Source organism: Kribbella sp. NPDC051587 (assembly GCF_044453945.1).
Lineage (GTDB): Bacteria > Actinomycetota > Actinomycetes > Propionibacteriales > Kribbellaceae > Kribbella.
In genome coordinates this window covers 242,881-264,083 of the sequence record NZ_JBITDE010000002.1, presented here as the reverse complement: position 1 = coordinate 264,083, position 21,203 = coordinate 242,881, and the positions used below count along the sequence as shown (strand labels likewise).

At 68.9% G+C, this 21,203-nt stretch carries 23 protein-coding genes; 8 read left to right on the top strand and 15 right to left on the bottom strand.

Annotation, left to right across the window (positions count from 1 at the left end; genetic code table 11):
• The first annotated feature begins 2 nt into the window (after positions 1-2).
• Positions 3-683, top strand: coding sequence for an SDR family oxidoreductase (locus ACIA49_RS07420; RefSeq protein WP_396376275.1), 681 nt, complete (start codon positions 3-5; stop codon positions 681-683).
• 47 nt (positions 684-730) lie between these two features.
• Here the strand turns inward: ACIA49_RS07420 and ACIA49_RS07415 are convergent, their stop codons facing one another.
• The 5 genes from ACIA49_RS07415 to purS form a co-directional block, all read right to left on the bottom strand.
• Positions 731-1,216: a DUF1707 domain-containing protein gene (locus ACIA49_RS07415; protein ID WP_396376274.1), complete on the bottom strand. Its 486-nt coding sequence runs from the start codon at positions 1,214-1,216 to the stop codon at positions 731-733.
• A gap of 68 nt (positions 1,217-1,284) precedes the next feature.
• Positions 1,285-3,546 carry a phosphoribosylformylglycinamidine synthase subunit PurL gene (gene purL, locus ACIA49_RS07410; protein WP_396376273.1) on the bottom strand — a complete coding sequence of 754 codons (2,262 nt, stop codon included), beginning with the start codon at positions 3,544-3,546 and terminating at the stop codon, positions 1,285-1,287.
• The gene (locus ACIA49_RS07405) at positions 3,536-5,611 is read right to left on the bottom strand and encodes a hypothetical protein (RefSeq protein ID WP_396376272.1); all 2,076 of its coding nucleotides are present in this window, start codon (positions 5,609-5,611) and stop codon (positions 3,536-3,538) included. The genes purL and ACIA49_RS07405 overlap by 11 nt, the downstream gene beginning before the upstream one ends.
• On the bottom strand, positions 5,611-6,279 hold the full coding sequence (gene purQ / locus ACIA49_RS07400; protein ID WP_396376271.1) for a phosphoribosylformylglycinamidine synthase subunit PurQ: 669 nt from the start codon (positions 6,277-6,279) through the stop codon (positions 5,611-5,613). The genes ACIA49_RS07405 and purQ overlap by 1 nt, the downstream gene beginning before the upstream one ends.
• Positions 6,276-6,527, bottom strand: coding sequence for a phosphoribosylformylglycinamidine synthase subunit PurS (gene purS, locus ACIA49_RS07395; protein WP_396376270.1), 252 nt, complete (start codon positions 6,525-6,527; stop codon positions 6,276-6,278). The genes purQ and purS overlap by 4 nt, the downstream gene beginning before the upstream one ends.
• A gap of 116 nt (positions 6,528-6,643) precedes the next feature.
• On the opposite strand from purS, the gene ACIA49_RS07390 reads away from it, so the two are divergent.
• The 5 genes from ACIA49_RS07390 to ACIA49_RS07370 are packed head-to-tail and all read left to right on the top strand — an operon-like array spanning position 6,644 to position 10,304.
• Positions 6,644-7,159: a PadR family transcriptional regulator gene (locus ACIA49_RS07390; RefSeq protein ID WP_396376269.1), complete on the top strand. Its 516-nt coding sequence runs from the start codon at positions 6,644-6,646 to the stop codon at positions 7,157-7,159.
• A complete protein-coding gene (locus ACIA49_RS07385) occupies positions 7,156-7,827 on the top strand; it encodes an ABC transporter ATP-binding protein (protein ID WP_396376268.1) in 672 nt (223 codons plus the stop codon). The genes ACIA49_RS07390 and ACIA49_RS07385 overlap by 4 nt, the downstream gene beginning before the upstream one ends.
• Positions 7,827-9,152: a hypothetical protein gene (locus ACIA49_RS07380; RefSeq protein WP_396376267.1), complete on the top strand. Its 1,326-nt coding sequence runs from the start codon at positions 7,827-7,829 to the stop codon at positions 9,150-9,152. Before ACIA49_RS07385 ends, ACIA49_RS07380 begins: the two co-directional genes overlap by 1 nt.
• Positions 9,152-9,772, top strand: coding sequence for a CDP-alcohol phosphatidyltransferase family protein (locus ACIA49_RS07375; RefSeq protein ID WP_396376266.1), 621 nt, complete (start codon positions 9,152-9,154; stop codon positions 9,770-9,772). The genes ACIA49_RS07380 and ACIA49_RS07375 overlap by 1 nt, the downstream gene beginning before the upstream one ends.
• Positions 9,773-9,815: 43 nt before the next feature.
• The gene (locus ACIA49_RS07370; protein WP_396376265.1) at positions 9,816-10,304 is read left to right on the top strand and encodes a hypothetical protein; all 489 of its coding nucleotides are present in this window, start codon (positions 9,816-9,818) and stop codon (positions 10,302-10,304) included.
• Positions 10,305-10,313: 9 nt separating this feature from the next.
• On the opposite strand, the gene ACIA49_RS07365 is transcribed toward ACIA49_RS07370, so the two are convergent.
• Together ACIA49_RS07365 and ACIA49_RS07360 are read right to left on the bottom strand one after the other, a co-directional pair.
• Positions 10,314-11,189, bottom strand: coding sequence for a phosphoribosylaminoimidazolesuccinocarboxamide synthase (locus ACIA49_RS07365; protein ID WP_396376264.1), 876 nt, complete (start codon positions 11,187-11,189; stop codon positions 10,314-10,316).
• A 9-nt stretch (positions 11,190-11,198) separates the two neighbouring features.
• The gene (locus ACIA49_RS07360; protein WP_396376263.1) at positions 11,199-12,275 is read right to left on the bottom strand and encodes an FAD-dependent monooxygenase; all 1,077 of its coding nucleotides are present in this window, start codon (positions 12,273-12,275) and stop codon (positions 11,199-11,201) included.
• Positions 12,276-12,341: 66 nt separating this feature from the next.
• Here ACIA49_RS07360 and ACIA49_RS07355 point away from each other — a divergent pair, with 66 nt between their 5' ends.
• Positions 12,342-12,935, top strand: a complete 594-nt coding sequence (locus ACIA49_RS07355) for a TetR/AcrR family transcriptional regulator (protein WP_396376262.1) — start codon at positions 12,342-12,344, stop codon at positions 12,933-12,935.
• Here ACIA49_RS07355 and ACIA49_RS07350 read toward each other — a convergent pair.
• From ACIA49_RS07350 to purB, 7 genes are all read right to left on the bottom strand, one after another.
• Positions 12,913-13,335 (bottom strand): hypothetical protein, encoded by a 423-nt coding sequence (locus ACIA49_RS07350; RefSeq protein ID WP_396376261.1) that lies wholly within the window; start codon positions 13,333-13,335, stop codon positions 12,913-12,915. The two genes, ACIA49_RS07355 and ACIA49_RS07350, sit on opposite strands and share 23 nt — an antisense overlap.
• 94 nt (positions 13,336-13,429) lie before the next feature.
• Positions 13,430-13,738, bottom strand: coding sequence for a hypothetical protein (locus tag ACIA49_RS07345; protein WP_396376260.1), 309 nt, complete (start codon positions 13,736-13,738; stop codon positions 13,430-13,432).
• An 11-nt stretch (positions 13,739-13,749) separates the two neighbouring features.
• Entirely contained in the window at positions 13,750-15,747 is a 1,998-nt protein-coding gene (locus tag ACIA49_RS07340) for an ArnT family glycosyltransferase (RefSeq protein WP_396376259.1), read from the bottom strand.
• Positions 15,735-16,949 (bottom strand): glycosyltransferase, encoded by a 1,215-nt coding sequence (locus ACIA49_RS07335; RefSeq protein WP_396376258.1) that lies wholly within the window; start codon positions 16,947-16,949, stop codon positions 15,735-15,737. The genes ACIA49_RS07340 and ACIA49_RS07335 overlap by 13 nt, the downstream gene beginning before the upstream one ends.
• A 77-nt stretch (positions 16,950-17,026) precedes the next feature.
• Entirely contained in the window at positions 17,027-17,455 is a 429-nt protein-coding gene (locus tag ACIA49_RS07330) for a hypothetical protein (protein WP_396376257.1), read from the bottom strand.
• Positions 17,452-17,808, bottom strand: a complete 357-nt coding sequence (locus ACIA49_RS07325; protein WP_396376256.1) for a hypothetical protein — start codon at positions 17,806-17,808, stop codon at positions 17,452-17,454. The genes ACIA49_RS07330 and ACIA49_RS07325 overlap by 4 nt, the downstream gene beginning before the upstream one ends.
• A gap of 3 nt (positions 17,809-17,811) precedes the next feature.
• Positions 17,812-19,278, bottom strand: coding sequence for an adenylosuccinate lyase (gene purB / locus ACIA49_RS07320; RefSeq protein WP_396377168.1), 1,467 nt, complete (start codon positions 19,276-19,278; stop codon positions 17,812-17,814).
• A gap of 31 nt (positions 19,279-19,309) precedes the next feature.
• Here purB and ACIA49_RS07315 point away from each other — a divergent pair, with 31 nt between their 5' ends.
• The gene (locus ACIA49_RS07315) at positions 19,310-19,849 is read left to right on the top strand and encodes a hypothetical protein (RefSeq protein WP_396376255.1); all 540 of its coding nucleotides are present in this window, start codon (positions 19,310-19,312) and stop codon (positions 19,847-19,849) included.
• Position 19,850: 1 nt separating this feature from the next.
• Here the strand turns inward: ACIA49_RS07315 and purD are convergent, their stop codons facing one another.
• Positions 19,851-21,128, bottom strand: coding sequence for a phosphoribosylamine--glycine ligase (gene purD / locus ACIA49_RS07310; RefSeq protein ID WP_396376254.1), 1,278 nt, complete (start codon positions 21,126-21,128; stop codon positions 19,851-19,853).
• Positions 21,129-21,203 lie beyond the last annotated feature (75 nt).

The following is a 21,203-nucleotide window of genomic DNA, read 5'->3' as shown; positions in this document are numbered from 1 at the left end:
ACATGTCAGCTGTTCTGGTCGTCGGTGGCAGTGGTGGGCTGGGGCGCGAGATCGCCCGGCACTTCGTGGAGCGCGGTGACAACGTCACGGTCACCAGCCGGTCCGCGGAACGCGCCGACGAGGTGGCGGCCGAGCTCGGGGCCCAAGGACTGGCCATCGACCTGACCGCACCGGAGACGATCGAGAAGGCGCTGGCCGAGGTCGGCGAGCTGGACCACCTGGTGATCACCGCGATCGAGCAGTCCGGTAACACCGTGAAGCCCTTCAGCATCGAGGACGCGATCAAGGCGTCGACCGTGAAGCTGGTCGGGTACACCGAGGTCGCCCGCGTCCTGCACGACCGCTTCCGCCCGGGCGCATCGATCGTGTTGTTCGGTGGACTCGGCGCGGTGCGTCCCTACCCGGGCTCGACGATGATCACCGCGACCAACAGCGCCGTCTCCGGCGTGATGCGCACGCTGGCCGTCGAACTGGCTCCCGTCCGCGTGAACGCGCTGCACCCGGGTGTCGTCGGCGACAGCCCGGCCTGGCGCGAGCGCGACCTCGCGATGGTGACCGCCCGGACCCCTACCGGCCGCGTGACGTCGACCGCCGAGGTCGTCGACGCGACCGACTTCCTGCTGCGCAACGGCGCCGCCAACGCCATCGACCTGCACCTCGACGGCGGCACCCGCATCGTCTGACCTAGCGTCCGAAGACTCGCTGACGTCGTGCGCGTGTCCTTCGGACGTTAGCGCTTGGATTGCTCGCGGCGGGGCTGGGAGGCCCAGCGGTAGGCGATGAGGGACCAGGCGAGGGCGGGGAGGCCGAAGACGGCGGCGGCGATCTCGCGGCCGAAGACCAGGAAGATCAGCCCGAGCAGCACGAACGGCACCGCCGTCCACACCGCACCGACGAACACTGCCCAGCGCCAGCGGCCGGGTTGTTTGGGGCGGGGCAGGTACATCGACGGTGCCGGCAGGCCCTGGAAGATCGGTTGCAGGTCCGCGTGCGTGACCGCCTCATTCATCAGGTCGACCCGCCGGTGCAGCTCGAGTTCGTCCAGCCGCCCGACCGCGAACTGCTCGGCCAGCTCGTCGATACACACCCGGCGTTCCTCATCGGTCAGCCGGATGTTCGCAAGCTTCCGCCGGGCCGCCACCAGCCGCGCCTCCTGACCGGCCGCCGCGGCCATGCCCATCAGGTCGGCCGGTTTCACCGGACGCCGCTCCACCATCCACCTCACCTCACACTCTCCCTTCGAGTGTGCCAGACGATGGGGCAGCGCCAAGTGCTCGTCAGGGTTTAGCTCATGGCCGCCGGGAGGGTGGCGGTCCAGGCGTCGCGGAGCTCGGTCAACGGCACCTCGAACTGGTCCTGGACGTCCAGGGTGTCACCAGTGATGACGCCGATCTTGGTGTGCGGGAAGCGGCGCGCGGTGCACATGTCGGTGAAGCGGACCTCTTCGGTCCTCGGTACGGCGACCACCGCGCGACCGGCGGACTCCGCGAACAGGAAGAGGAACGGGTCGAGGCCGTCCGGCGCCCAGACCCGAGCGCCGACGCCACCGCGGAGGGCGGACTCGACGAGGGTCTGCGCGACGCCACCATCGCTGACATCGTGCGCGGCGTCGATCAGGCCGTCGCGGGAGGCGTTGATCAGGATGTCGGCGAGCTGCTGCTCGGCGGCCAGGTCGACGGCCGGCGGGCGGCCACCGAGGTGACCGTGGACGACGTGCGCCCACTCGGACCCGGACAGCTCCTCGGCGGTCTCACCGAGCAGGTACAGCTGGTGCCCCTCCATCTCACCGGTGAAGCCGATCGGCGTCCGGCGGGTGACGTCGTCGATGACACCCAGTACGCCGATCACCGGCGTCGGCAGGATCGCGACCTCACCGGTCTGGTTGTAGAACGACACGTTGCCGCCGGTGACCGGGATGCCGAGCTCCTTGCAGCCGTCGACCAGGCCGCGGATCGCCTCGGTGAACTGCCACATGACGTCCGGGTCCTCGGGGGAGCCGAAGTTCAGGCAGTCGGAGACGGCGACCGGACGGGCGCCGGTGGTGGCGACGTTGCGGAAGGACTCGGCCAGCGCGAGCTTGGCGCCGGTGTACGGGTCCAGCTTGGCGAAGCGGCCGTTGCAGTCGGTGGAGACCGCGACGCCCAGGCCGCTGGTCTCGTCGACGCGGATCATGCCGCTGTCCTCGGGCTGCGCGAGCACCGAGTTGCCGAGCACGTAGCGGTCGTACTGGTCGGTGACCCAGGACTTGTCGCATAGGTTCGGCGAGGCGACCAGCTGCAGCAGGGTGTCCCGTAGCTCCTGTGAAGTCGTTGCTCGCGGCAACTTCTCGGCGCCGTCGGCCTGCAGCTCGTCCTGCCAGGACGGCCGCGCGAACGGACGGTTGTAGACCGGGCCGTCGTGCGCCACACTGCGCGGCGGTACGTCGACGACGCGCTCGCCGTGCCAGTCGATCTCGAGCCGGCCGGTGCCGGTGACCTCACCGATCACGTCGGCCTGGACGTCCCACTTGGCACAGATCTTCAGGAACTGCTCGACATTCTCCGGCGTGACACAGGCCATCATCCGTTCCTGCGACTCGCTCATCAGGATCTCTTCGGGCGACAGCGAGGCGTCGCGCAGCGGCACCCGGTCCAGCTCGATCCGCATCCCGCCGTCACCGGCGCTGGCCAGCTCCGAGGTCGCGCAGGACAGTCCCGCACCGCCGAGATCCTGGATGCCCTCGACGACGTGCGCCTGGAAGAGCTCGAGCGTGCACTCGATCAGCAGCTTCTCCATGAACGGGTCACCGACCTGAACGGCCGGCCGCTTGGTCGGGCCGCCATCGGCGAAGGTCTCGCTGGCCAGGATCGAGACGCCGCCGATCCCGTCACCACCGGTCTTGGCGCCGTACAGGATCATCTGGTTGCCGACGCCGGTGGCGTTGGCCAGGTGCAGGTCCTCGTGCCGCATGACGCCGACACAGAGCGCGTTCACCAGCGGGTTGCCGATGTACGTCGGGTCGAAGACGACCTCGCCACCGATGTTCGGCAGGCCGAGGCTGTTGCCGTAACCACCGACGCCGGAGACGATCCCGGGCAGCACGCGCTTGGTGTCCGGCGCGTCCAGCGGGCCGAACCGCAGCGGGTCCATCACCGCGACCGGGCGGGCGCCCATCGCGATGATGTCGCGGACGATGCCGCCGACGCCGGTGGCCGCGCCCTGGTAGGGCTCGACGTACGACGGGTGGTTGTGCGACTCGACCTTGAAGGTGACCGCGTAGCCCTCGCCGATGTCGATCACGCCGGCGTTCTCACCGATGCCGGCGAGCATCTTGCCGGCCGGGGTCTCCTGCGGGATCTCACCGAACCGCTTGAGGTGCACCTTGGACGACTTGTACGAGCAGTGCTCGCTCCACATCACCGAGTACATCGCCAGCTCGCAGCTGGTGGGACGCCGGCCCAGGATGTCGCGGATCCGCTCGTACTCGTCCGGCTTCAGGCCGAGCTCCGCCCACGGCTGCTCGACCTCCGGGGTGCTCTCGGCGTTGGTGACGGTGTCAGTCGACACTTTTGGACTCCTGCACTAGGTGGGACTCAGGTGAAACGGTACTGGGCCGCTGCCCGGCCAGCAGATGGGCGACCAGCATCGGTACGGCGAAGCCGGCCATGATCCCGGCCACGATGATGCCGACGTCGTTCAGCAGGCTCCCGGCCAACCCGCAGACGGCCAGGGCGATCAGCGTCGGCCGGACCATCGGCGCGCTGACGTAGAAGGCCCGGTACGACGCGGAGGGCACGCGGTCCGGGAGCACGGTGGCGAGCATGAGGAACACCACGGCGACCAGCAGCACCCAGCCCGCCGGGCTGTTGAACACCGCCAGCGCCGCCTGCAGCTTGCGCACCAGAACGTCGGTCACGTCGCCCTCGAGCAGCCGGGCCACGAAGGCCCCGAAGTGACTCCGCTGCTCAGCAGGACGCCGGTAGTCGAGGTACGCGACCACAGACACAGCCAGTACGCCGCCCACGGCCACCGCGAGCAGTGCGCGCAGCGTGATGTTGCCGCGCCAGGTCATCCACGCCATCAGCAGCACGGCCGGCGTCAGACCGAGGATCCCGCCGAAGTCGGTCCCCCAGCCTGGTGTGCCGTCGATGAGAAGCGCGATGCCTCCGATGACCAGTACGGCGAGCGCCGCCTGCACACGACTGCGGTTGAGCAGCTTCTGCGCGGCCCAGCCCGCCAGCACGAGGGCGGCGACGGCCAGGGTGGCGAAAGTCGAGTTGCCGAAGCCATAGAACCGGCCACCGAACACAGGTCCGTCGACGAACATGCTGCCGAGTTGCATCGGCGTACCGAGCAGGCCGTCGATCACCAGCACCAGATACGCACCCAGCGCCAGTCCCAGGTAGGCATAGCGCTTCAGGAACAGCATGGAGAGTGCGGCCGACAGTGCGCTGATGCCGATGGTCACGCCGTACAGAGCGACTCCTGGAGACGGCCAGCGCCACCAGACGGTCGCAGTGGCCAGGAAGACCGCAATGAAGAAGCCAGCCTGAGTCAGTAGCGCGAACGAAGCGGCACGGCGGGCCCACACACTCTTGCGCCGCAAGAGGAACCAGCCGATGCACAGGATCATCAGAGCGGCCAGAGTGGCGGCCACAGCCTTCAGCACCGGACGCGGTTTCTCATAGCGCTGATTGGTGTCCAGCCGGTCCTCAATGACCGCGGCGGCGTCGGTGTGGACGTCGCCGGTCGAGTGGATCTCGCTACCACCCAACGGACCTGCCGTCTCCGCGCCGGCCGGATCCACGTCAGCGGCCTGGCCGCGCAGAACAGTCGCGGTGAGGTCGGTCAGCTGGATCAGACCAGGACGATGCGTCGAGTCACTGGTCAGCCACCGCGCGCCGTCCTGCGGCGGAAGCTGCAGCGCCACCAGCGTCTGCTGATGCGAGATGAGGCTCTCCTGGCTCACACCGGCCAGCAGCACCGAGCCGCCGGCAGCACGGGCCTTGGAGACGAGGTCGACGACCTGCAGTAGGGCTTCGACGCGTCCTTCGCGCTCAGGGAGCACTCCGGCGTCGACGATCGCGTCCTGGCAGGCAGAGCTTGCGAGCTTGGCGGCGTCGAACTCTGGCGACCAGTTGGTCACCGTGCCATCCCGCTTGGCCACTGCGATCGCCGCACCGGGTCCGAATCCGCAGACACCGTTACGGCTGGTGCCCAGGCGACCGATCGGTGCACCCGTGTGGTGCTCCGCCTGGCGATCGTCGTACAGCTTCCAGTCCTGGACCTTGCCGTCCGTCACCGCGGGCAGGTCACCGCAGGGCTGATTCGCATCGCTGCCCAAGGCCCGCGAGCCGGCACTGATGGTCAGCCAGGCGTCGATCGGGCAGGTGTGTGAGCCGGCGGTCTTGACCGAGATCGAGCCGACGTTCGACTGGTTCAGCAGAGCGGTGAGCTCTGGTGAACCCTTCACATCGGCCCAGGTCAGACCGGCCACGCCGATCACCACGACCTTCGCCTCGGGTGCTGCGGCCGCCGGCAGGATGCCGCTCGCCGCGGCCGCGGCGACGCCCAGTCCAAGCCCCAGCGCCCGAAGGATGCGCCGGCTCTTCGGACGGAAGCGGAAGTTCATCAGGAGGAGACGACGGCCTTCAGCACCGAGGTGAAGAAGCCCAGGCCGTCCGTGGTCGGTCCGGTGAGAGTCTCGACGGCGTGCTCGGGGTGCGGCATCAGGCCGACCACGTTGCCACGCTCGTTGGTGATGCCGGCGATGTCGCGATACGAGCCGTTCGGGTTGCCGAGGTAGCGGGCGACCACGCGGCCTTCGCCCTCCAGTCGGTCCAGCGTCGCCTCGTCGGCGACGTACGAACCGTCCTGGTTCTTCAGCACGATGGTGATCTCGTGGTTCGCGTCGTAGTCGCTGGTCCAGGCGGTGCGGTTGTTCTCGATCCGCAGGCCCTGGTCGCGGCAGACGAACTTGCGCAGGCTGTTCTTGATCAGCGCGCCGGGCAGCAGGTGCGACTCGCAGAGCACCTGGAAGCCGTTGCAGATCCCGAGCACCGGGAGGCCCTCACCGGCCTTCTTGATGATGGTCTCCATCACCGGGGCGAACCGGGAGATCGCACCGGCGCGCAGGTAGTCGCCGTACGAGAAGCCGCCGGGCAGGACGACCGCGTCCACGCCGTGCAGGTCGGCGTCGCCGTGCCAGAGCGCGACCGCCTCGGCACCGGCCACCGCGGCCGCGCGGCGGGCGTCGGCGTCGTCCAGCGAGCCGGGGAAGGTGACGACCCCGATCTTCACTGCTCGGACTCCACGTGCAGCGTGAAGTCCTCGATCACCGAGTTGGCCAGCAGGGTGTCGGCGGCCTTGCGGATCTCGGCGACCCGTTCCTCGGTCGCCTCGCCGTCCAGGGTGATCTCGAACCGCTTTCCCTGCCGGACGTCGGCCACGCCGTCGAAGCCGAGCCGGCCGAACGCGCCGTGCACCGCCTTGCCCTGCGGGTCGAGGATCTCGGGCTTGAGCATGACGTCGACGACAACGCGAGCCACTGACTACTCCAGGTCTCGTTCCGGGGTGACGCTGCGAATCCTACCGACCGGCTGCCCGGTTTCCCGCATCGGCGGACTATTCACTCAGTACATACACTGAAGGTATAGTGAAGCACATGTCCACCGCCGAACTCGTCCTGGGCCTGCTTTCGGCAGGTCCTGCACACGGGTACGACGTGAAGCGCGGCCACGACAGCTGGTTCCCTCTCGGACGCCCACTGGCGTTCGGGCAGGTGTACACAACGCTGGGCCGGCTGGAGCGTGACGGACTGGTCGAGGTGCTCGAGAAGACCTCCGGGGGCGGTCCGGACCGGACGGTCTACGCGCTCACCGACAAGGGCCGCAAGCACCTGTCCGACTGGCTCGCCGACCCAGTGCCGCCCGCTTGGGGCAGTGCTGACGAGGTACTGCGCAAACTCGTCGCAGCGGTCCGCACCGGTGGTGATGCCACCGCTTTCCTGGCCCGACAGCGCGCCAGTCACCTGCGCCGCATCCGCGAGCTACAGGAGACCCCGGCCGGTCAGGACCCGAGCTCCTCGATCGTCCGCGACTACATCGTCGCCCACCTCGATGCTGACCTGCGCTGGCTCGATAGCGCTCTCGATCGTCTAGCCGAGCAGGAGACCTCATGAACGCTCTTGAGCTGACCGACGTCGAGTACGCGTATCGGCGGAACACAGCCCTGCGCGGCGTCTCCCTGCAGGTCAAGGCCGGCGAGATCGTCGCGATCACCGGCGCCAGCGGCTGTGGCAAGTCCACACTGCTGCACTGCGCGGCGGGCATCCTGACTCCGGACCGCGGTTCGGTCCGGCTGGACAGTCAGGACCTGGCGGAGCTTTCACCAGATGACCGGGCCGGACTACGGCGTACCAAGATCGGTGTCGTGCTGCAGTTCGGCCAGCTCGTGCCGGACCTGCCACTGATCGACAACGTCGCCCTGCCGCTACTGCTCGCTGGTCACCCCCGATCCGAGGCCCATGAGCACGCACGTGAGTGGCTGACCCAGGTAGGCATTGCGGACGAGGCGGACGCCGTACCGTCCGAGCTGTCCGGCGGTCAGACGCAGCGCGCTGCCGTTGCCCGAGCACTGGTCACCGGGCCCTCCGTCGTACTGGCTGATGAGCCCACCGGCAGTCTGGACAGTCGCGCCGGCAAGGAGCTGCTCGATGTGCTGGTGAAGACCGCTCGGTACCGCGGTGCGGCCCTGGTGATGGTCACGCACGACAACCTCGTGGCTGCAGCTGCCGACCGTGAGGTCCGCCTGCGCGACGGTGTCGTCCAGCACGAGGTAGCACTCTGATGAGAGCCGAGACCCTGCTGCTCCTGGCCCGCTCCCGCACACACGCGGACCGCAGTCGCGTCAACCTGACCGTCGCCACCCTAGGCCTCACCGGCGCGCTACTCATCGGCGCCTTGCGGATCGCCCGGCTCAGCGGTGACCTCGACAACACGGTCTACAGCAACTACGTCGCCGAGCCCGGCCTGCGCACCGGCCTGATCGCAATCCTGGTCGTCCTGGCCGCACTGACCGCAGGGCTCGCCGCCCAGGCACTCCGCCTAGGCACGGCGGCCCGCGAACGGCGAATGGCCGCGCTCCGGCTGGCAGGAGCCTCCAGCAAGCAGGTACGGCGGTTGTCCGTGACCGACGCGGCCATGGCGGGGTTGGCCGGCGGTTTGCTCGCGGGACCGATGTATCTCGTCCTCACCTTCCTGCTGGGCTTGCTGCCCACCATGGCGCAGGTCCTGCCCCGAGCAGAGGTCGTCGACGTGGGCGTCTGGATCCCGGTGGTCGTGGCGATGGCTGCGGCCGGAGCGTTGATCGGCGGGCTGCTGCACGAGGACGAGCTGCTCCCACGAGCGGAGACCCCGGTCGGCCGTCCCAGCAAAGTCGGTGTCGTCACCGGGGTGGCGCTGATCGTCCTCGGCGGCCTCAGCGCGCCTTTCATCGGCTACTTCGCCACCACGGCACTCGTCATCGGGTTGGCGTTCCTCATGCTTCACCTGGCCCGGCGGTGGCTGCAGGCGATCGGCCGGTTCGTTGCTCGGTCCAACGACCCGGTCAACCTGCTGGCCGGCGCCCGCCTGGCGGCAGACGCCCGCTCGTCGGCCCGGATGAGCACCTTGCTCGGCTGCTGCGGTTTTCTGATCGGCGTGCTGTTCCGGGGCGCGCTCGCGGTCGCCGTCTCGCCGGAGTTCGAGGACCGCGCCGCGTTCTACGTGACCGGATACGCGATGGCGATCGTCGGCCTGGTGATCGTGATGGGCGTGGCGATGGGTGCGTTGATCGTCGGGGTCGCCGACCAGCTGGTCGACCAGCGCCGCCAGCTCGCCAGTCTGACCGCCTTGGGCGTCGACGCCACCTTCCTGCGGCGAATGATCACTCGCCAGCTCGCCGCGGTCGGCGGACCGGCCCTGGCGATCGGGGCCGGTGCAGGCATGCTGCTCGGACTGGACTACGCGAGCGGCGTCAGTGGCGATCCCTTCAAGGCAGTGTTCCTGCTGGGCGCCCTGGCGGTGGCCTCCGGCGGCTGTCTGTTCGCGCTGGCCGGTGGTGTCCTGGCCGGCTACCTGCTTCGCAACCAACTGCGGGACGCACTCGATCCCGAGAATCTGAGGGCTGCCTGATGGCCACCATCCCGGTTCCGCTCTCCGTCCGGCCGCCGCTCCTGCTCGGCGTCCCCAACCGGATCACGCTGGTCCGCACGGTGATCGCCATGGTGATCGCGGCGATCGCGTTCCGGACCCATGAACTGCCCTGGCTGATCGTGGGCTACGCGGCGTACTGGATCGGCGACATGGCCGACGGTGCGGTCGCCCGGTACCGCAACGAGGAGTCCGAGGGCGGAGCGGTCTTCGACATCGTCTGCGACCGCGCCTGCTCGTTCCTGCTGGCGGCTGCGTTCATGGCGGCGTTCCCGGAGACCATCGGGCCGCTGGCCATCTTCCTGGTGCAGTTCGGCGTCCTGGACACCATGCTGTCGCTGGCGTTCCTGCTCTGGCGCGGGACGCTCAGCCCGAACTACTTCTACAAGGTCGACGACCCGATCTACCGGTGGAACTGGTCGAAACCGGCCAAGGCGGTCAACACGGCCGCAGTGGTCATCTCACTCGTCATCGCGCACCACACCGGTGCACAGTGGCTCCCCTACACGATCGCGATCGCCGCCTGCGTGGTGAAGGTCGCGTCGTCGTACCGGCTGATCGCGATCCTGCGCGGCCGCACACCCGCCGCACCGCGAGCGTGAAATGTTTGTGATTGCTCAGGCAACAACGCATAGCCTCGGGGGCATGTGGGTGTGGCAGCTGTTGCTGGCGATCGGGTTCGGGATCGGATCCGCCGTCGTACCGGTGATGAACGCGGAGGCGTACATCCTCGGCATCGGCGTCTCCGGTCGCCTCGATCCGGTGGTGGCCGCCATCGGGGTATCGGTCGGGCAGACGATCGGCAAGATCGGGATGTTCCTCGCTGTCCGCTACCGCCCGGGCTACGCGGCGCGGAAGTCCAAGGAGCCGAAGCCGGTCAACCTGGACACCCGCTGGGGCCGGTTCGTGCAGTGGAACCGCGACCTCAGCAAGCGCCTGCTGGACGCGATGAGCGACCGTCGCCTGGGCATCCCGGTCACGCTGCTGAGCGCGTTCGTCGGCGTCCCACCCCTGTACGGCGTCGCCCTGATCGGCGGTGCCTCCCGGATGGGCGTGGTCAGCTTCGGCGCGTCCGTGCTGACCGGCCGCGGCGCCCGCTTCATCCTGCTGGCGCTGGGAGTGGGTCTGTTCTAGCCGCTCGTTCTAGGCGGTGAAGGTGCGGCCGGTGAGCTGCTCGTAGGCCCCGATGTACGCGGAGCGGGTGCGCTCGATCACCTCGTCGGTCAACGGCGGCGGCGCCTCACCCGAGTGCCGGTCCCAGCCCGACTCGTACTGCAGCCAGTCCCGGATGATCTGCTTGTCGTACGACGGCTGCAGCTGACCGGGCTTCCACTGGTCGGCCGGCCAGAACCGGCTCGAGTCCGGCGTGAGCACCTCGTCGGCCAGCACGATCGTCCCGTCCGGCCGGGCGCCGAACTCGAACTTGGTGTCGGCCAGGATGATGCCGCGCTCCTCGGCCATCGCCCGAGCACGGGTGTAGATGTCCAGCGTCGTCTGCCGCAGCGCCGCGGCCGTCTCCGCACCGACGACCGCCACGACCGCGTCGTACGAGACATTCTCGTCGTGCTCGCCGAGCTCGGCCTTGGTGGCCGGGGTGAAGATCGCCTCGTCCAGCCGCGACGCCTCGACCAGTCCGGGCGGCAGCGGGATCTCGCAGACCGTGCCGGTCGCCTGGTACTCCAGGAGGCCGGAGCCGGTCAGGTACCCGCGCGCGACGCACTCGACCGGGAACATGTCCAGCTTCTCGCAGATGACCGCACGGCCGGCGACCTCGGCCGGTACGTCGGTGGAGATGATGTGGTTGGGCACTCCAAGCTGCTCGAACCACCACAGGCTCATCGCGGTGAGCACCTTGCCCTTGTCCGGGATCGGCGTGCTGAGGATCCAGTCGAAGGCACTCTGCCGGTCGCTGGCCACCATCAGCAGCTCGCCGGACTCCAGCTCGTACAGGTCGCGGACCTTGCCGGAGTGGATGTGCTTCGCACCGGGGATCTCAGGAGCCTGCAGGGGTGTGGTCACGCCCTGATCCTATCGACGGAGTGCTGCCGCCCCACGAGCCACCAGCGCACCTGCGGCCATCAGCGCGTCCCGCGCCCCGCGAGCGAGCGGATTCTCCAGCTGACCGAGCTCTCCGATCTGGCGGGACCGCTTGACCAGTTTGGTGGCCGCAGGACGCCGCTCGGCGTCGTACCGGGTCAGTGCTGTCGCTGGATCCGGCGCTGCCGTCAGATGCCGGGCCAGCGCACCGGCGTCCTCGATGGCGGTGCAGGCGCCGCGTCCCATGTTCGGTGTCATGGCGTGAGCCGCGTCACCGAGCAGAGCGATCCGTCCCGCGGCAAACGGGACCAGCGGCAGGGGCAGGTCGTAGATGTCGTTCTGCAACGCCGTGTCGGTCGCGGCCAGGATCGCCGGGATCGGGTCGTGCCAGCTGCCGTAGCGGCGGATCACTGCGGCCAGGTCGCCACCCTGTCCGGCCGGCTGGTTGGCCGTGGCGTACCAGTACGCGCGGCCGTCGATCAGCTGCGCGACCCCGAAGCGCTGCGCCTTCCCCCAGGTCTCACCACCATCAGTCGCCAGTACGTCGGCAATCCCCCGGTACGCCGTGTAGCCGGAGTACCGCGGTCCGGCGTACTGCGGGTAGAGCGCGGTGCGGATCACACTGCGCAGTCCGTCAGCCGCAACGACCAGGTCCGCCCGCAGCTCGTTGTTGATCAGTACGCCGGTCTCGTCCTGCGTCACGGTCTTGACCTCGTAACCGGTCCGGACCGTCACCGCCGGACCGAACTCAGCGGTGATCAGCTCGTGCAGCCGCGGCCGGTGGATCATCACCGGCAGCTCGACCCCCAGGTCAGCCGCACCGACCAGCCAGCGCCCACTCGGCTTGCGCAGCCCGACCGGACCAGACAGTGCACCCGCCTGCTCGACCCCCTTGACCCCGAGCTCGCTCAGCACCGCAGCCGCTCCCGGCCAGACCGAGATGCCCGCACCGACCTCGCCTAGCGCGGCCGCGCGCTCCAGCACCGTGACCTCCCAGCCACAGTGCTGCAGCGCCACCGCCGCGGTGACCCCACCGATTCCCGCTCCCACCACGATCGCCGTACTCATCCTGTTGACTCTACATCTGTAGAGGACAGCTCGGAAGTGGTCGCTGTGAAGTGCGAGACTGCGGTGGTGACGAAGCAGGTACCGCTGGGGCCGGATCGACAGGACGCCATCGCCGACGCCGCGATCCGGCTGGTCGCCACTCGCGGACTGCGGGGGCTCACCCACCGAGCGGTCGACGGTGAGGCCGGGCTGCCGCCGGGCTCCACGTCGTACTACCTGCGCACTCGCAGCGCACTGCTGACCGCCTGCGTGAACCGGATGCTCACCCGCGACCTGGAGACGGTCGCTCCACCTCAGACCGAGCTGGCGCCGAGTGAGCTGGTGGTCGCGATGGTTCTGGGGCTGGCTGCCGAGCGGCCGGACGATCTGATCGCGCGCTACGAACTCTCGCTGGAGGCGAGTCGACAGCCCGAGCTGCGGTCCGCGATCGACGCCGGCGGACGGCAGTTGCGCGTGATGCTTGGCCAGTTACTGACGGCGCTCGGCGTACCGGATCCGGAGCGGGCCGCCTGGCCGCTGGCCGCGATGCTGGACGGCCTCCTGTACGACCGCGTCGCCGGCGCGGGCTCCACGCTCACGGAGGCCGACTACGAGGACGGCGTACGACGTACTGTCGGGGCGGTACTGGATGGGCTGGTCAGAGGCGGCCCGTCAGCGTGACCCAGGTGAAGTAGCCGGAGCCGAGCAGTACCCCGATGTGACCGAGGAGCGAGAGTCCGGCGCCGGAGCCCCAGGCGTCACCACGAGTGTGTTCGGAATGTTTGCCACCGCTGGGCAGCCAACGGGCCAGAAGCAACAATCCGACGATTGCCAGCAGCCACCACCCGGCCAACCCCAGGAAAGCGATCTCACGCCGACCGGTGACCATGGCAACGATCCAGACCAGCAGGGTGAGAACACCCACAGTGGTGTGAATCCGTAGCAGGGCAGCCGAATAGCCGGCGTTTCCGCTCGACTTGCCGGTGCCGTCGACCACCGCACCCCCGAGCCGGACGCGCGTCAACAGCACGACGACCGCACCGAGCGCGGTCAGGAACCAGGTGACGTTCGACCATTCCACGCCCAGATGCTTACCCCACTCGACACCTGTCACACCACCCCTCGCAACGAAACGCCCGGCGAGTGGACACACTCGCCGGGCGCCGTTTCTCCCGCTATCCAGGCTGACCCTGTTGACTCTGCTGGGGTTGTTGCGGTTGGGTCTGTCCCGGCGGCACCTGCTGCCCGTTGCCCGGGAACTGCCGGAACCCGCCGCCGCCCGGCCCACCGAACTGCGTCGGCGTGGTCGAGCTCCCGTCCCACGCATGCCCAACCGCCATGCCACCAAGGAAGGCGAGCACCGCCACGAGTGAACCCGCTCCCGCCAGCACCAATCCGCTGGGCCGGTTGTCCTTCGGTGGGGCGACCGGCGGCGACACGGGCGGTGCGACCGGAGACTGCTGGGGGAACTGAGGATTAGTCATTTTGCCTGCTCCTACTTGCTGCTGGTCAGGTCGTAGACGGTCGAACCGCCGACCGTCCGGGACTGGAAGTTCGCGGCCACCCAGGTGGAGATCTCGGTGGAGGTGCTGTTCCCACCGCGACCGCCGAAGCCGCCGCCACTCCCGCCGATGAAGTAATGCACCTTGCCCTGGGCAACGAGTTGCTGGAACTCGGCCAGCGACGGCGCCGGGTCGGTCCCGTTGAACCCGCCGATCGCCATGATCGGCGTACTGGAGGCGATCTGCAGCGGCGCGGCACCCATCGCGGTCACCGAGGCAGCGGCCCAGGTGTACCCGGTAGCGCCTTGCTGCAGCAGTGTCACGAGCTCACTCGACACCCCGCTGGTCCCGCTTCCACCAAGGAACCCACCAGCTCCACCACGCATCCCGGTCGGCGCGCCACCCTGAGCAGTCCCGCCCTGAACAGTCCCGCCCTGAGTAGTCCCACCGGGCATCTGGCCCGCAGGCGGTCCACCGGCACGGTTGAACCCACCGCGGCCGCCCATGCCGCCGGCACCTGCCGGACCGGCCGTCGGGATCGCCCCGGCGTGCGCCGTCGCGATCGTGCTCACCGAGTACGCCGTCGGCCCGGCCAGCGCGGTCACCACAAGCAGCGCTCCCGTTGCCAGCCCGGCCCGTCGAGCGGCCGTTCGGTTGAGTCCGAGCTCAGGCACCATCAGCACCGCACCAGCAGCCAGTGCACCGGTCATGAGCACAACCCAACGCAGCCAGGGATTCCACGTCGGCGTCGCGTTCAGCAACGCGAAGCTCCATCCGGCCGTCAGCAGGATCCCGCCCGCAAGCGTTGCCCGCGGCAACCATTCGGTCCGGCGTCGCCACAGCACCATCGCCGCCGCACCGATCACGGCCGCGATGGCCGGTGCCAGCGCGATCATGTAGTAGCTGTGGATGATCCCCTGCATGAAGCTGAACACCAGCCCGGTCACGACCAGCCAACCGCCCCACAGGATCGTGAAGGCGCGAGTCCGATCCGTCCGCGGAGCCTTGCCGGCAGCAACAACCAGTACGACGGTCGCGAGCAACGCAGCGGGCAGCAACCAGGCGATCTGTGATCCGAACTCACCACCGAACAAGCGCTGTAGTCCGGTCGCACCACCCCAGCCGGGGTTGCCAACGCCACCGCCGACCGAGCCGGTCTCGTTTCCGCTCAGGCGTCCAAGTCCGTTGTAGCCAAGGGTCAACTCGAGAATGCTGTTGGTCGACGAGCCACCGACCCACGGCCGCGCCGAGGCCGGTATCAGTTCCACGATCGCGATCCACCAACCAGCACTGACGATCATCGCCACCAGCGCCAGCACGCTCTGCACAACCCGCTTCCCGAGCGCGGGCTTGCCAGCCACGAGATACGCCAGCCCGAACGCGGGCAGGACCAGGAACGCCTGCAACATCTTCGCCAGGAACCCGAACCCGACCAGCGCGCCGGCCAGCATCATCCACCGGGCCGCGTGCTTCTCCGAGTCGATCGCCCGGGTGACCGCCCAGGCGCCGGCGCACAGCAGCATGATCAGCAGCGCGTCCGGGTTGTTGAACCGGAACATCAGCACGGCGACCGGAGTCAGCGCAAGGATGCCTCCGGCAAGCAATCCGGCGTTGGCCGAGAACCAGCGCCGTACCGACGCATGGACGAAGCCGACGCTCGCGACACCCATCAGCGCCTCGGGGACCAGCATGCTCCAGCTGCTGAAGCCGAAGATCCGGCCGGACAGCCCCATCACCCACAGCGCCCCCGGCGTCTTGTCGACGGTGATGAAACTCGACGAGTCGAACGCCCCGAAGAACCAGGCCTTCCAGCTCGTCGACCCCGCCTGGACGGCGGCTGCGTAGTACTCGTTGGCGTAGCCGTTCTTGGACAAACCCCACAGGTATGCGATCGCGGTCAGAGCCAGCAGACCGCCGTACAGGACCTTGTCCCGACTGAGGGTGAGTGGCCTCGCGACCACGCGTGGTCTGGATTCGGTCAGTGTCGCCATGTCAACTGCTCCTGAGGTTCGAGGGTGGGGAGGGTGGGTGCGTCGTCATCGAAGACCCAGGCTTGGAAGAGACTGAACCGGACCACGGTGGCGGCCAGGTTCGCCACAGTCAGGACGGTCACCTCGACCGCTTGGTGCGGCGCGGAGACCGCGGTGTGCAACAGCCACAGGGCGCACGCGGTCAGGCTCCAGCCGATGCCGAAGGTGACGAGGCCGCGCAGCTGGTGCCGCCATCGGCCCTCGACCCCGCGGACGCCGAAGGTGATCCGTCGGTTGAGTGCGGTGTTGCCGACCGCGGTGATCAGCAACGCGAGCAGGTTGGCGATCTGCGCCGGCATGCCCTGCCGCAGGACGAGATAGAGCAGCGCGTAAGCCAACGTGCTCAGGACGCCGATCGCGCAGAACCTGAGCACCCGCGCGGCGAGCGCCGTCCGTGGATCGAGCACCCGTGGCCGTCCGTACGTCTGCCGGATCGGCTCGAGGTCGACCCGGGTCCGGGCCAGCCGGGCGATCCCGCGCAGGTCCTCACCGACCGTCTTGGCGATCGCGACCCGCGAGTCCAGGTCGTCGATCCAGTCGACCGGGACCTCGTGGATCCGCAGGCCGGCGCGCTCGGCCAGCACGAGCAGCTCGGTGTCGAAGAACCAGCTGGTGTCCTCGACGTACGGGAGCAGCTCGCGCGCCACGTCGGCGCGGATCGCCTTGAATCCGCATTGGGCATCGGAGAAGTGCGTGCTCAGCGTTGCCCTGAGCAACAAGTTGTACGACCGGCTGATGAACTCGCGTTTCGGCCGCCGGACCACCCGCGACCCGTTCGACAACCGGGTGCCGATGGCAACATCACTGTGCCCGGCGAAGAGCGGCGCCACCAACGGCAGCAGGGCGTTCAGATTCGTGGACAGGTCCACGTCCATATAGGCGAGCACGTCGGCGGTCGACTCCGACCAGACCTGCTTCAGCGCGCGCCCGCGCCCCGACTGCTCGATCCGGACCACCCGGACCCCGGGCAGCTCGGCGGCCAGCAGCGCGCCGATCTCGTACGTCGCGTCCGTGCTTCCGTTGTCGGCGATGCAGACCTCGGCCTGGTACGGAAAGGCGGTGTCCAGGAACTCCCGCAACCGCCGGATGTTCGGGCCGAGGTCGTGTTCCTCGTTCTTGACGGGTACGACGATCTCGACCCGAGGATGACCTGATGTCTGCATGACATCGATGCTGCCGAGCCAACCTTGGGCGGGCCCTGGGTGTCGCTGGCAGTTGACTGGGAGTCGCTACGCCCGTGCTAGCGGGTCCGGCGCAGCCAGAGCAGCCCGAGAATCGGGAGCACCAACGGCACGAACCCGTACCCCTGGCCGAAGTGCGACCACACCGTCGCGTCCGGGAAGTCCTCCGGTACGGCGTAACTGAATGCGCCCACACCCAGTACGCCGATCAACTCGATCGCGATCGCGATGGTCGCGACCCGGCGAGACACCACAGTCGCTTTCGCGAGCGCGAAGGTCGCCGCGCAGTAGATGACCGCGGCAACCGCCGAGAGCAGGTAGGCGATCGGCGCATCCGAGAACTGGATCGCGATCTGCACGCCGGCGCGGGCAGTCGCCGCGAGGGCGAAGATCCCGTACACGAGCACGAGAATCCGGCCCGGACCGCGCTTGGTCGCGGCCGGGTCGTGCGCGACTCGGCCCGGGTCCGGTTCGGCGGGCGTGCTCATGCGACCCAGATGTCGTGCAGTCGGAGTTCGAGGACCGGAACTACCAGGCAGGCGATCGCCAGCGCGCCCGCTCCCCATCGGCTGCTGTCACCCAGTGCCCACAGCGCGCCGACCGGCAGGATCAGCAGCGACCCGATCAGGTAGCCGACGAAGAACGGTCCGGAGACATCGCGGTCGGTACCGACCAGCTGAACGATCCCGACCACCAGTTGCGCGAGCAGGGCGACCTCGATCACGCCGAGGGCGCCGAGCACCGGCCAGTCGATCCGCTTGTTCCGGGCGGCAAGCACGAGGGCGTACACCATCGCGAGGAGGCTGAGCGCCACGAGCGCCCAGGTCAGCGGTTCGAACACGAACTAGAGGATGTCACCCGGGTTGTAGGCGGCCGCCTCCGGGTAGCGCTTGGCGAGCTCGTCGATGCGCGCGACAACCGTGCCGACCTGGGCAACCGCGGCACCGGTGAACGAGAGCGGCTCGCCGACGATGCCGACGATCTGCTCCTCGGTCAGCCCGAGCCGGCCGTCCGTGCCGAGCCGGTGGAACAGGTCGTTCGCCGCCAGGCCCTTGCGCAGGTCGAGGGCGGTCGCGACCGCGTGCTCCTTGATGACCTCGTGGGCGGTCTCGCGGCCGACGCCGTTCTTCACCGCGGCCATCAGCACCTTGGTGCTCGTGAGGAACGGCAGGTACCGCTCGAGCTCCCGGCTGACCACGGCCGGGTAGACCCCGAACTCGTCGAGGACGGTCAGGAACGTCTCGAACAACCCGTCCAGGGCGAAGAACGCGTCCGGCAGGGCAACCCGCCGTACGACGGAACAGAAGACGTCGCCCTCGTTCCACTGGTTGCCGGCCAGCTCGCCGGTCATCGAGGCGTAGCCGCGCAGGATGACGGCCAGCCCGTTGACGCGCTCACAGGACCGGGTGTTCATCTTGTGCGGCATCGCGGAGGAACCGACCTGGCCCTCCTTGAAGCCCTCGGTGACCAGCTCGTGCCCGGCCATCAGCCGGATCGTGGTCGCCAGGCTCGACGGCCCGGCGGCCAGCTGCACCAGCGCGGTGACGACGTCGTAGTCGAGCGACCGCGGGTAGACCTGGCCGACGCTGGTCAGCGTGTGGCTGAAGCCGAGGTGCTGGGCGATGTCGCTCTCCAGCTTGTCGAGCTTGGCCGGGTCCCCACCGAACAGGTCGAGCATGTCCTGCGACGTCCCGACCGGGCCCTTGATCCCGCGCAGCGGGTAGCGCTCGATCAGCTCCTCGAGCCGTCCGATCGCGACCAGCAGCTCGTCGGCCGCGGACGCGAACCGCTTGCCGAGCGTGGTCGCCTGCGCGGCCACGTTGTGCGACCGCCCGGTCATCACCAGCGCCGCGTGGTCGGCCGCCTTCTGCCCGAGCCGTACGGCGGTCGCCACCGCGCGATCGCGGACGAGCTCGAGCCCGGCCCGGATCTGCAACTGCTCGACGTTCTCGGTCAGGTCCCGGCTCGTCATGCCCTTGTGGATGTGCTCGTGCCCGGCGAGCGCGCTGAACTCCTCGATCCGCGCCTTCACGTCGTGCCGCGTGACCCGCTCCCGCGCCGCGATCGACTCCAGGTCGACCTGGTCCAGCACCCGCTCGTAGTCCTCGACGACCCCGTCCGGTACGTCGACCCCAAGCTCCTTCTGGGCCTTCAGCACCGCGAGCCACAGCTGCCGCTCGAGCACGATCTTGTGCTCCGGCGACCACAGCCGCGCCATCGACAGACTGGCGTAGCGAGAGGCGAGAACGTTCGGGATCCGGGGCTTCACAGGGCTCGACACGCCCCCATTCTCCCAGACCCTCGACACCATCTTGACCCTCACTCAGAGTCACTATGTGGTTATGAAGAGGTTGACCGAGTATGAGACGGCGTGGGTACTGGGTGGTGCCGAGCGGGTGGCGCTGACCGTGTTCGTTGCGATGGTGAACGCTGGTCAGCTCGAGGTGGCCTACAAGCGGCAGCGGGTTCGCGAGGGCGAGCGCCCGCTGACGGCAGCCGACGGAAGCGCGGCGCTGCGCATCGAGACGGCGGCGCTCGACCTCCTGCCCGAGTCCGGCCTGGCCGTCGACGACTTCGGCGCGCGGCTGGCTGCCAGTCCGGCGCTGAAGGCACTCGACAGCGCGCTGGCTGCGAAGGGCGTTGCGCGGCCGCGCTTCCTGGCCCGGTTCAGTCCCTTGCATCGCGAGCTGCGCGAGCAGAAGGCGACCGGGGTACGACGGGTTGCCGTGCTCGGCGTGGACGGGATCGAGGACGAGCGGTTGCGGGAGATCTTCGAGCACCCGCTGCCCGCCGTACCGAAGTTCGCCACGGTGAACCCGATCCGCGACAACACCTTCGACGGCTCGATCGGCCCGACGCCCGGCATCATCTACGGGTCGTAGGTCAGACGTCGATCTCCCCGCGGGCGGCCTTCAGGGCGATGTCGGTGCGGTGCTGGGAGCCCTTGATCCGGATCTGGCCGACCGCGGCGTAGGCGCGCTGCCGGGCCTCGTCGAGATCCTTGCCGGTGGCACTGACCGCGAGGACCCGGCCGCCCGACGTGACGAGCTCCTCGCCGTCGAGCGCCGTACCGGCGTGGAAGACGCGGACGTCGTCACCCTCGGCCTGGTCGACGCCGGAGATCGCGTCGCCGCTGCGCGGGCTGGCCGGGTACTTCTTGGCCGCGACCACGACCGCGACCGCCGAGCCGTTCTTCCAGCTCAGCTGGTCGTAGTCGGCCAGCTTGCCGGTGGCCGCGGCGAGCAGCAGACCGCCGAGCGGGGTCTTCAGCATCGGCAGCAGCGCCTGCGTCTCCGGGTCACCGAAGCGGCAGTTGAACTCGATCACCCGCAGACCGCGCGAGGTCAGCGCGAGACCGGCGTACAGGAGGCCACTGAACGGCGTACCGCGGCGACGCATCTCGTCGACGGTCGGCTGCAGCACCTTTTCGGTGATCTCGGCAACCAATCCTTCCGGTGCCCAGGGCAACGGTGTGTACGCGCCCATGCCGCCGGTGTTCGGGCCTTCGTCGTTGTCACCAAGGCGCTTGAAGTCCTGCGCCGGCTGCATCGGGAGCACCGTCGTACCGTCGGTGATCGCGAACAGCGACACCTCGGGTCCGTCCAGGAACTCCTCGATCAGCACCTGCTCACATCCGGCCGCGTGCGCGAGCGCCTCGTCGCGGTCCGACGTGACCACGACACCCTTGCCGGCAGCGAGGCCGTCGTCCTTCACCACGTACGGCGGTCCGAACGCGTCGATCGCCTCGGCGGCCTCCTCGGGCGTCGTACAGACGTAGGCACGGCCGGTCGGCACACTCGCGGAGGCCATCACGTCCTTGGCGAACGCCTTCGAACCCTCGAGCTGCGCGGCGTCCTTGGACGGTCCGAAGACCGCGATCCCCGCGTCGCGCAGCGGATCGGCCAGCCCGGCGACCAGCGGAGCCTCCGGCCCGACCACGACCAGATCCGCACCGATCTCGGTCGCCAGCGCGACCACGGCCTCGGGGTCGGAAATATCCACCGGACGGCAAACAATCGTTTGCCCGTCGTACGCCGGATGCAACACGGCGATGCCAGGGTTGCCCGGGGCCGCCACCACCTGTTCGACGTCCGGATCCTGGGCCAGCGCCCAGACCAGTGCGTGCTCGCGGCCACCCGAACCGATCACCAAGACCTTCACGGGCGCTCAGCCTAGCGTGCCCTGGACAGCCAGGCCCCGGGCGGTGCAAGACTGCGCTCTGACTGGAGGTAAACG

Coding starts and splice junctions, on each gene's coding strand:
- ACIA49_RS07335 (WP_396376258.1), bottom strand. CDS start 16,949: ATGCAGACATCAGGTCATCCTCGGGTCGAGATCGTCGTACCCGTCAAG.
- ACIA49_RS07340 (WP_396376259.1), bottom strand. CDS start 15,747: ATGGCGACACTGACCGAATCCAGACCACGCGTGGTCGCGAGGCCACTC.
- ACIA49_RS07390 (WP_396376269.1), top strand. CDS start 6,644: ATGTCCACCGCCGAACTCGTCCTGGGCCTGCTTTCGGCAGGTCCTGCA.
- ACIA49_RS07385 (WP_396376268.1), top strand. CDS start 7,156: ATGAACGCTCTTGAGCTGACCGACGTCGAGTACGCGTATCGGCGGAAC.
- purB (WP_396377168.1), bottom strand. CDS start 19,278: ATGGTGTCGAGGGTCTGGGAGAATGGGGGCGTGTCGAGCCCTGTGAAG.
- ACIA49_RS07345 (WP_396376260.1), bottom strand. CDS start 13,738: ATGACTAATCCTCAGTTCCCCCAGCAGTCTCCGGTCGCACCGCCCGTG.
- ACIA49_RS07380 (WP_396376267.1), top strand. CDS start 7,827: ATGAGAGCCGAGACCCTGCTGCTCCTGGCCCGCTCCCGCACACACGCG.
- ACIA49_RS07360 (WP_396376263.1), bottom strand. CDS start 12,275: ATGAGTACGGCGATCGTGGTGGGAGCGGGAATCGGTGGGGTCACCGCG.
- ACIA49_RS07330 (WP_396376257.1), bottom strand. CDS start 17,455: ATGAGCACGCCCGCCGAACCGGACCCGGGCCGAGTCGCGCACGACCCG.
- ACIA49_RS07315 (WP_396376255.1), top strand. CDS start 19,310: ATGAAGAGGTTGACCGAGTATGAGACGGCGTGGGTACTGGGTGGTGCC.
- ACIA49_RS07405 (WP_396376272.1), bottom strand. CDS start 5,611: ATGAACTTCCGCTTCCGTCCGAAGAGCCGGCGCATCCTTCGGGCGCTG.
- ACIA49_RS07375 (WP_396376266.1), top strand. CDS start 9,152: ATGGCCACCATCCCGGTTCCGCTCTCCGTCCGGCCGCCGCTCCTGCTC.
- ACIA49_RS07370 (WP_396376265.1), top strand. CDS start 9,816: ATGTGGGTGTGGCAGCTGTTGCTGGCGATCGGGTTCGGGATCGGATCC.
- ACIA49_RS07420 (WP_396376275.1), top strand. CDS start 3: ATGTCAGCTGTTCTGGTCGTCGGTGGCAGTGGTGGGCTGGGGCGCGAG.
- ACIA49_RS07415 (WP_396376274.1), bottom strand. CDS start 1,216: ATGGTGGAGCGGCGTCCGGTGAAACCGGCCGACCTGATGGGCATGGCC.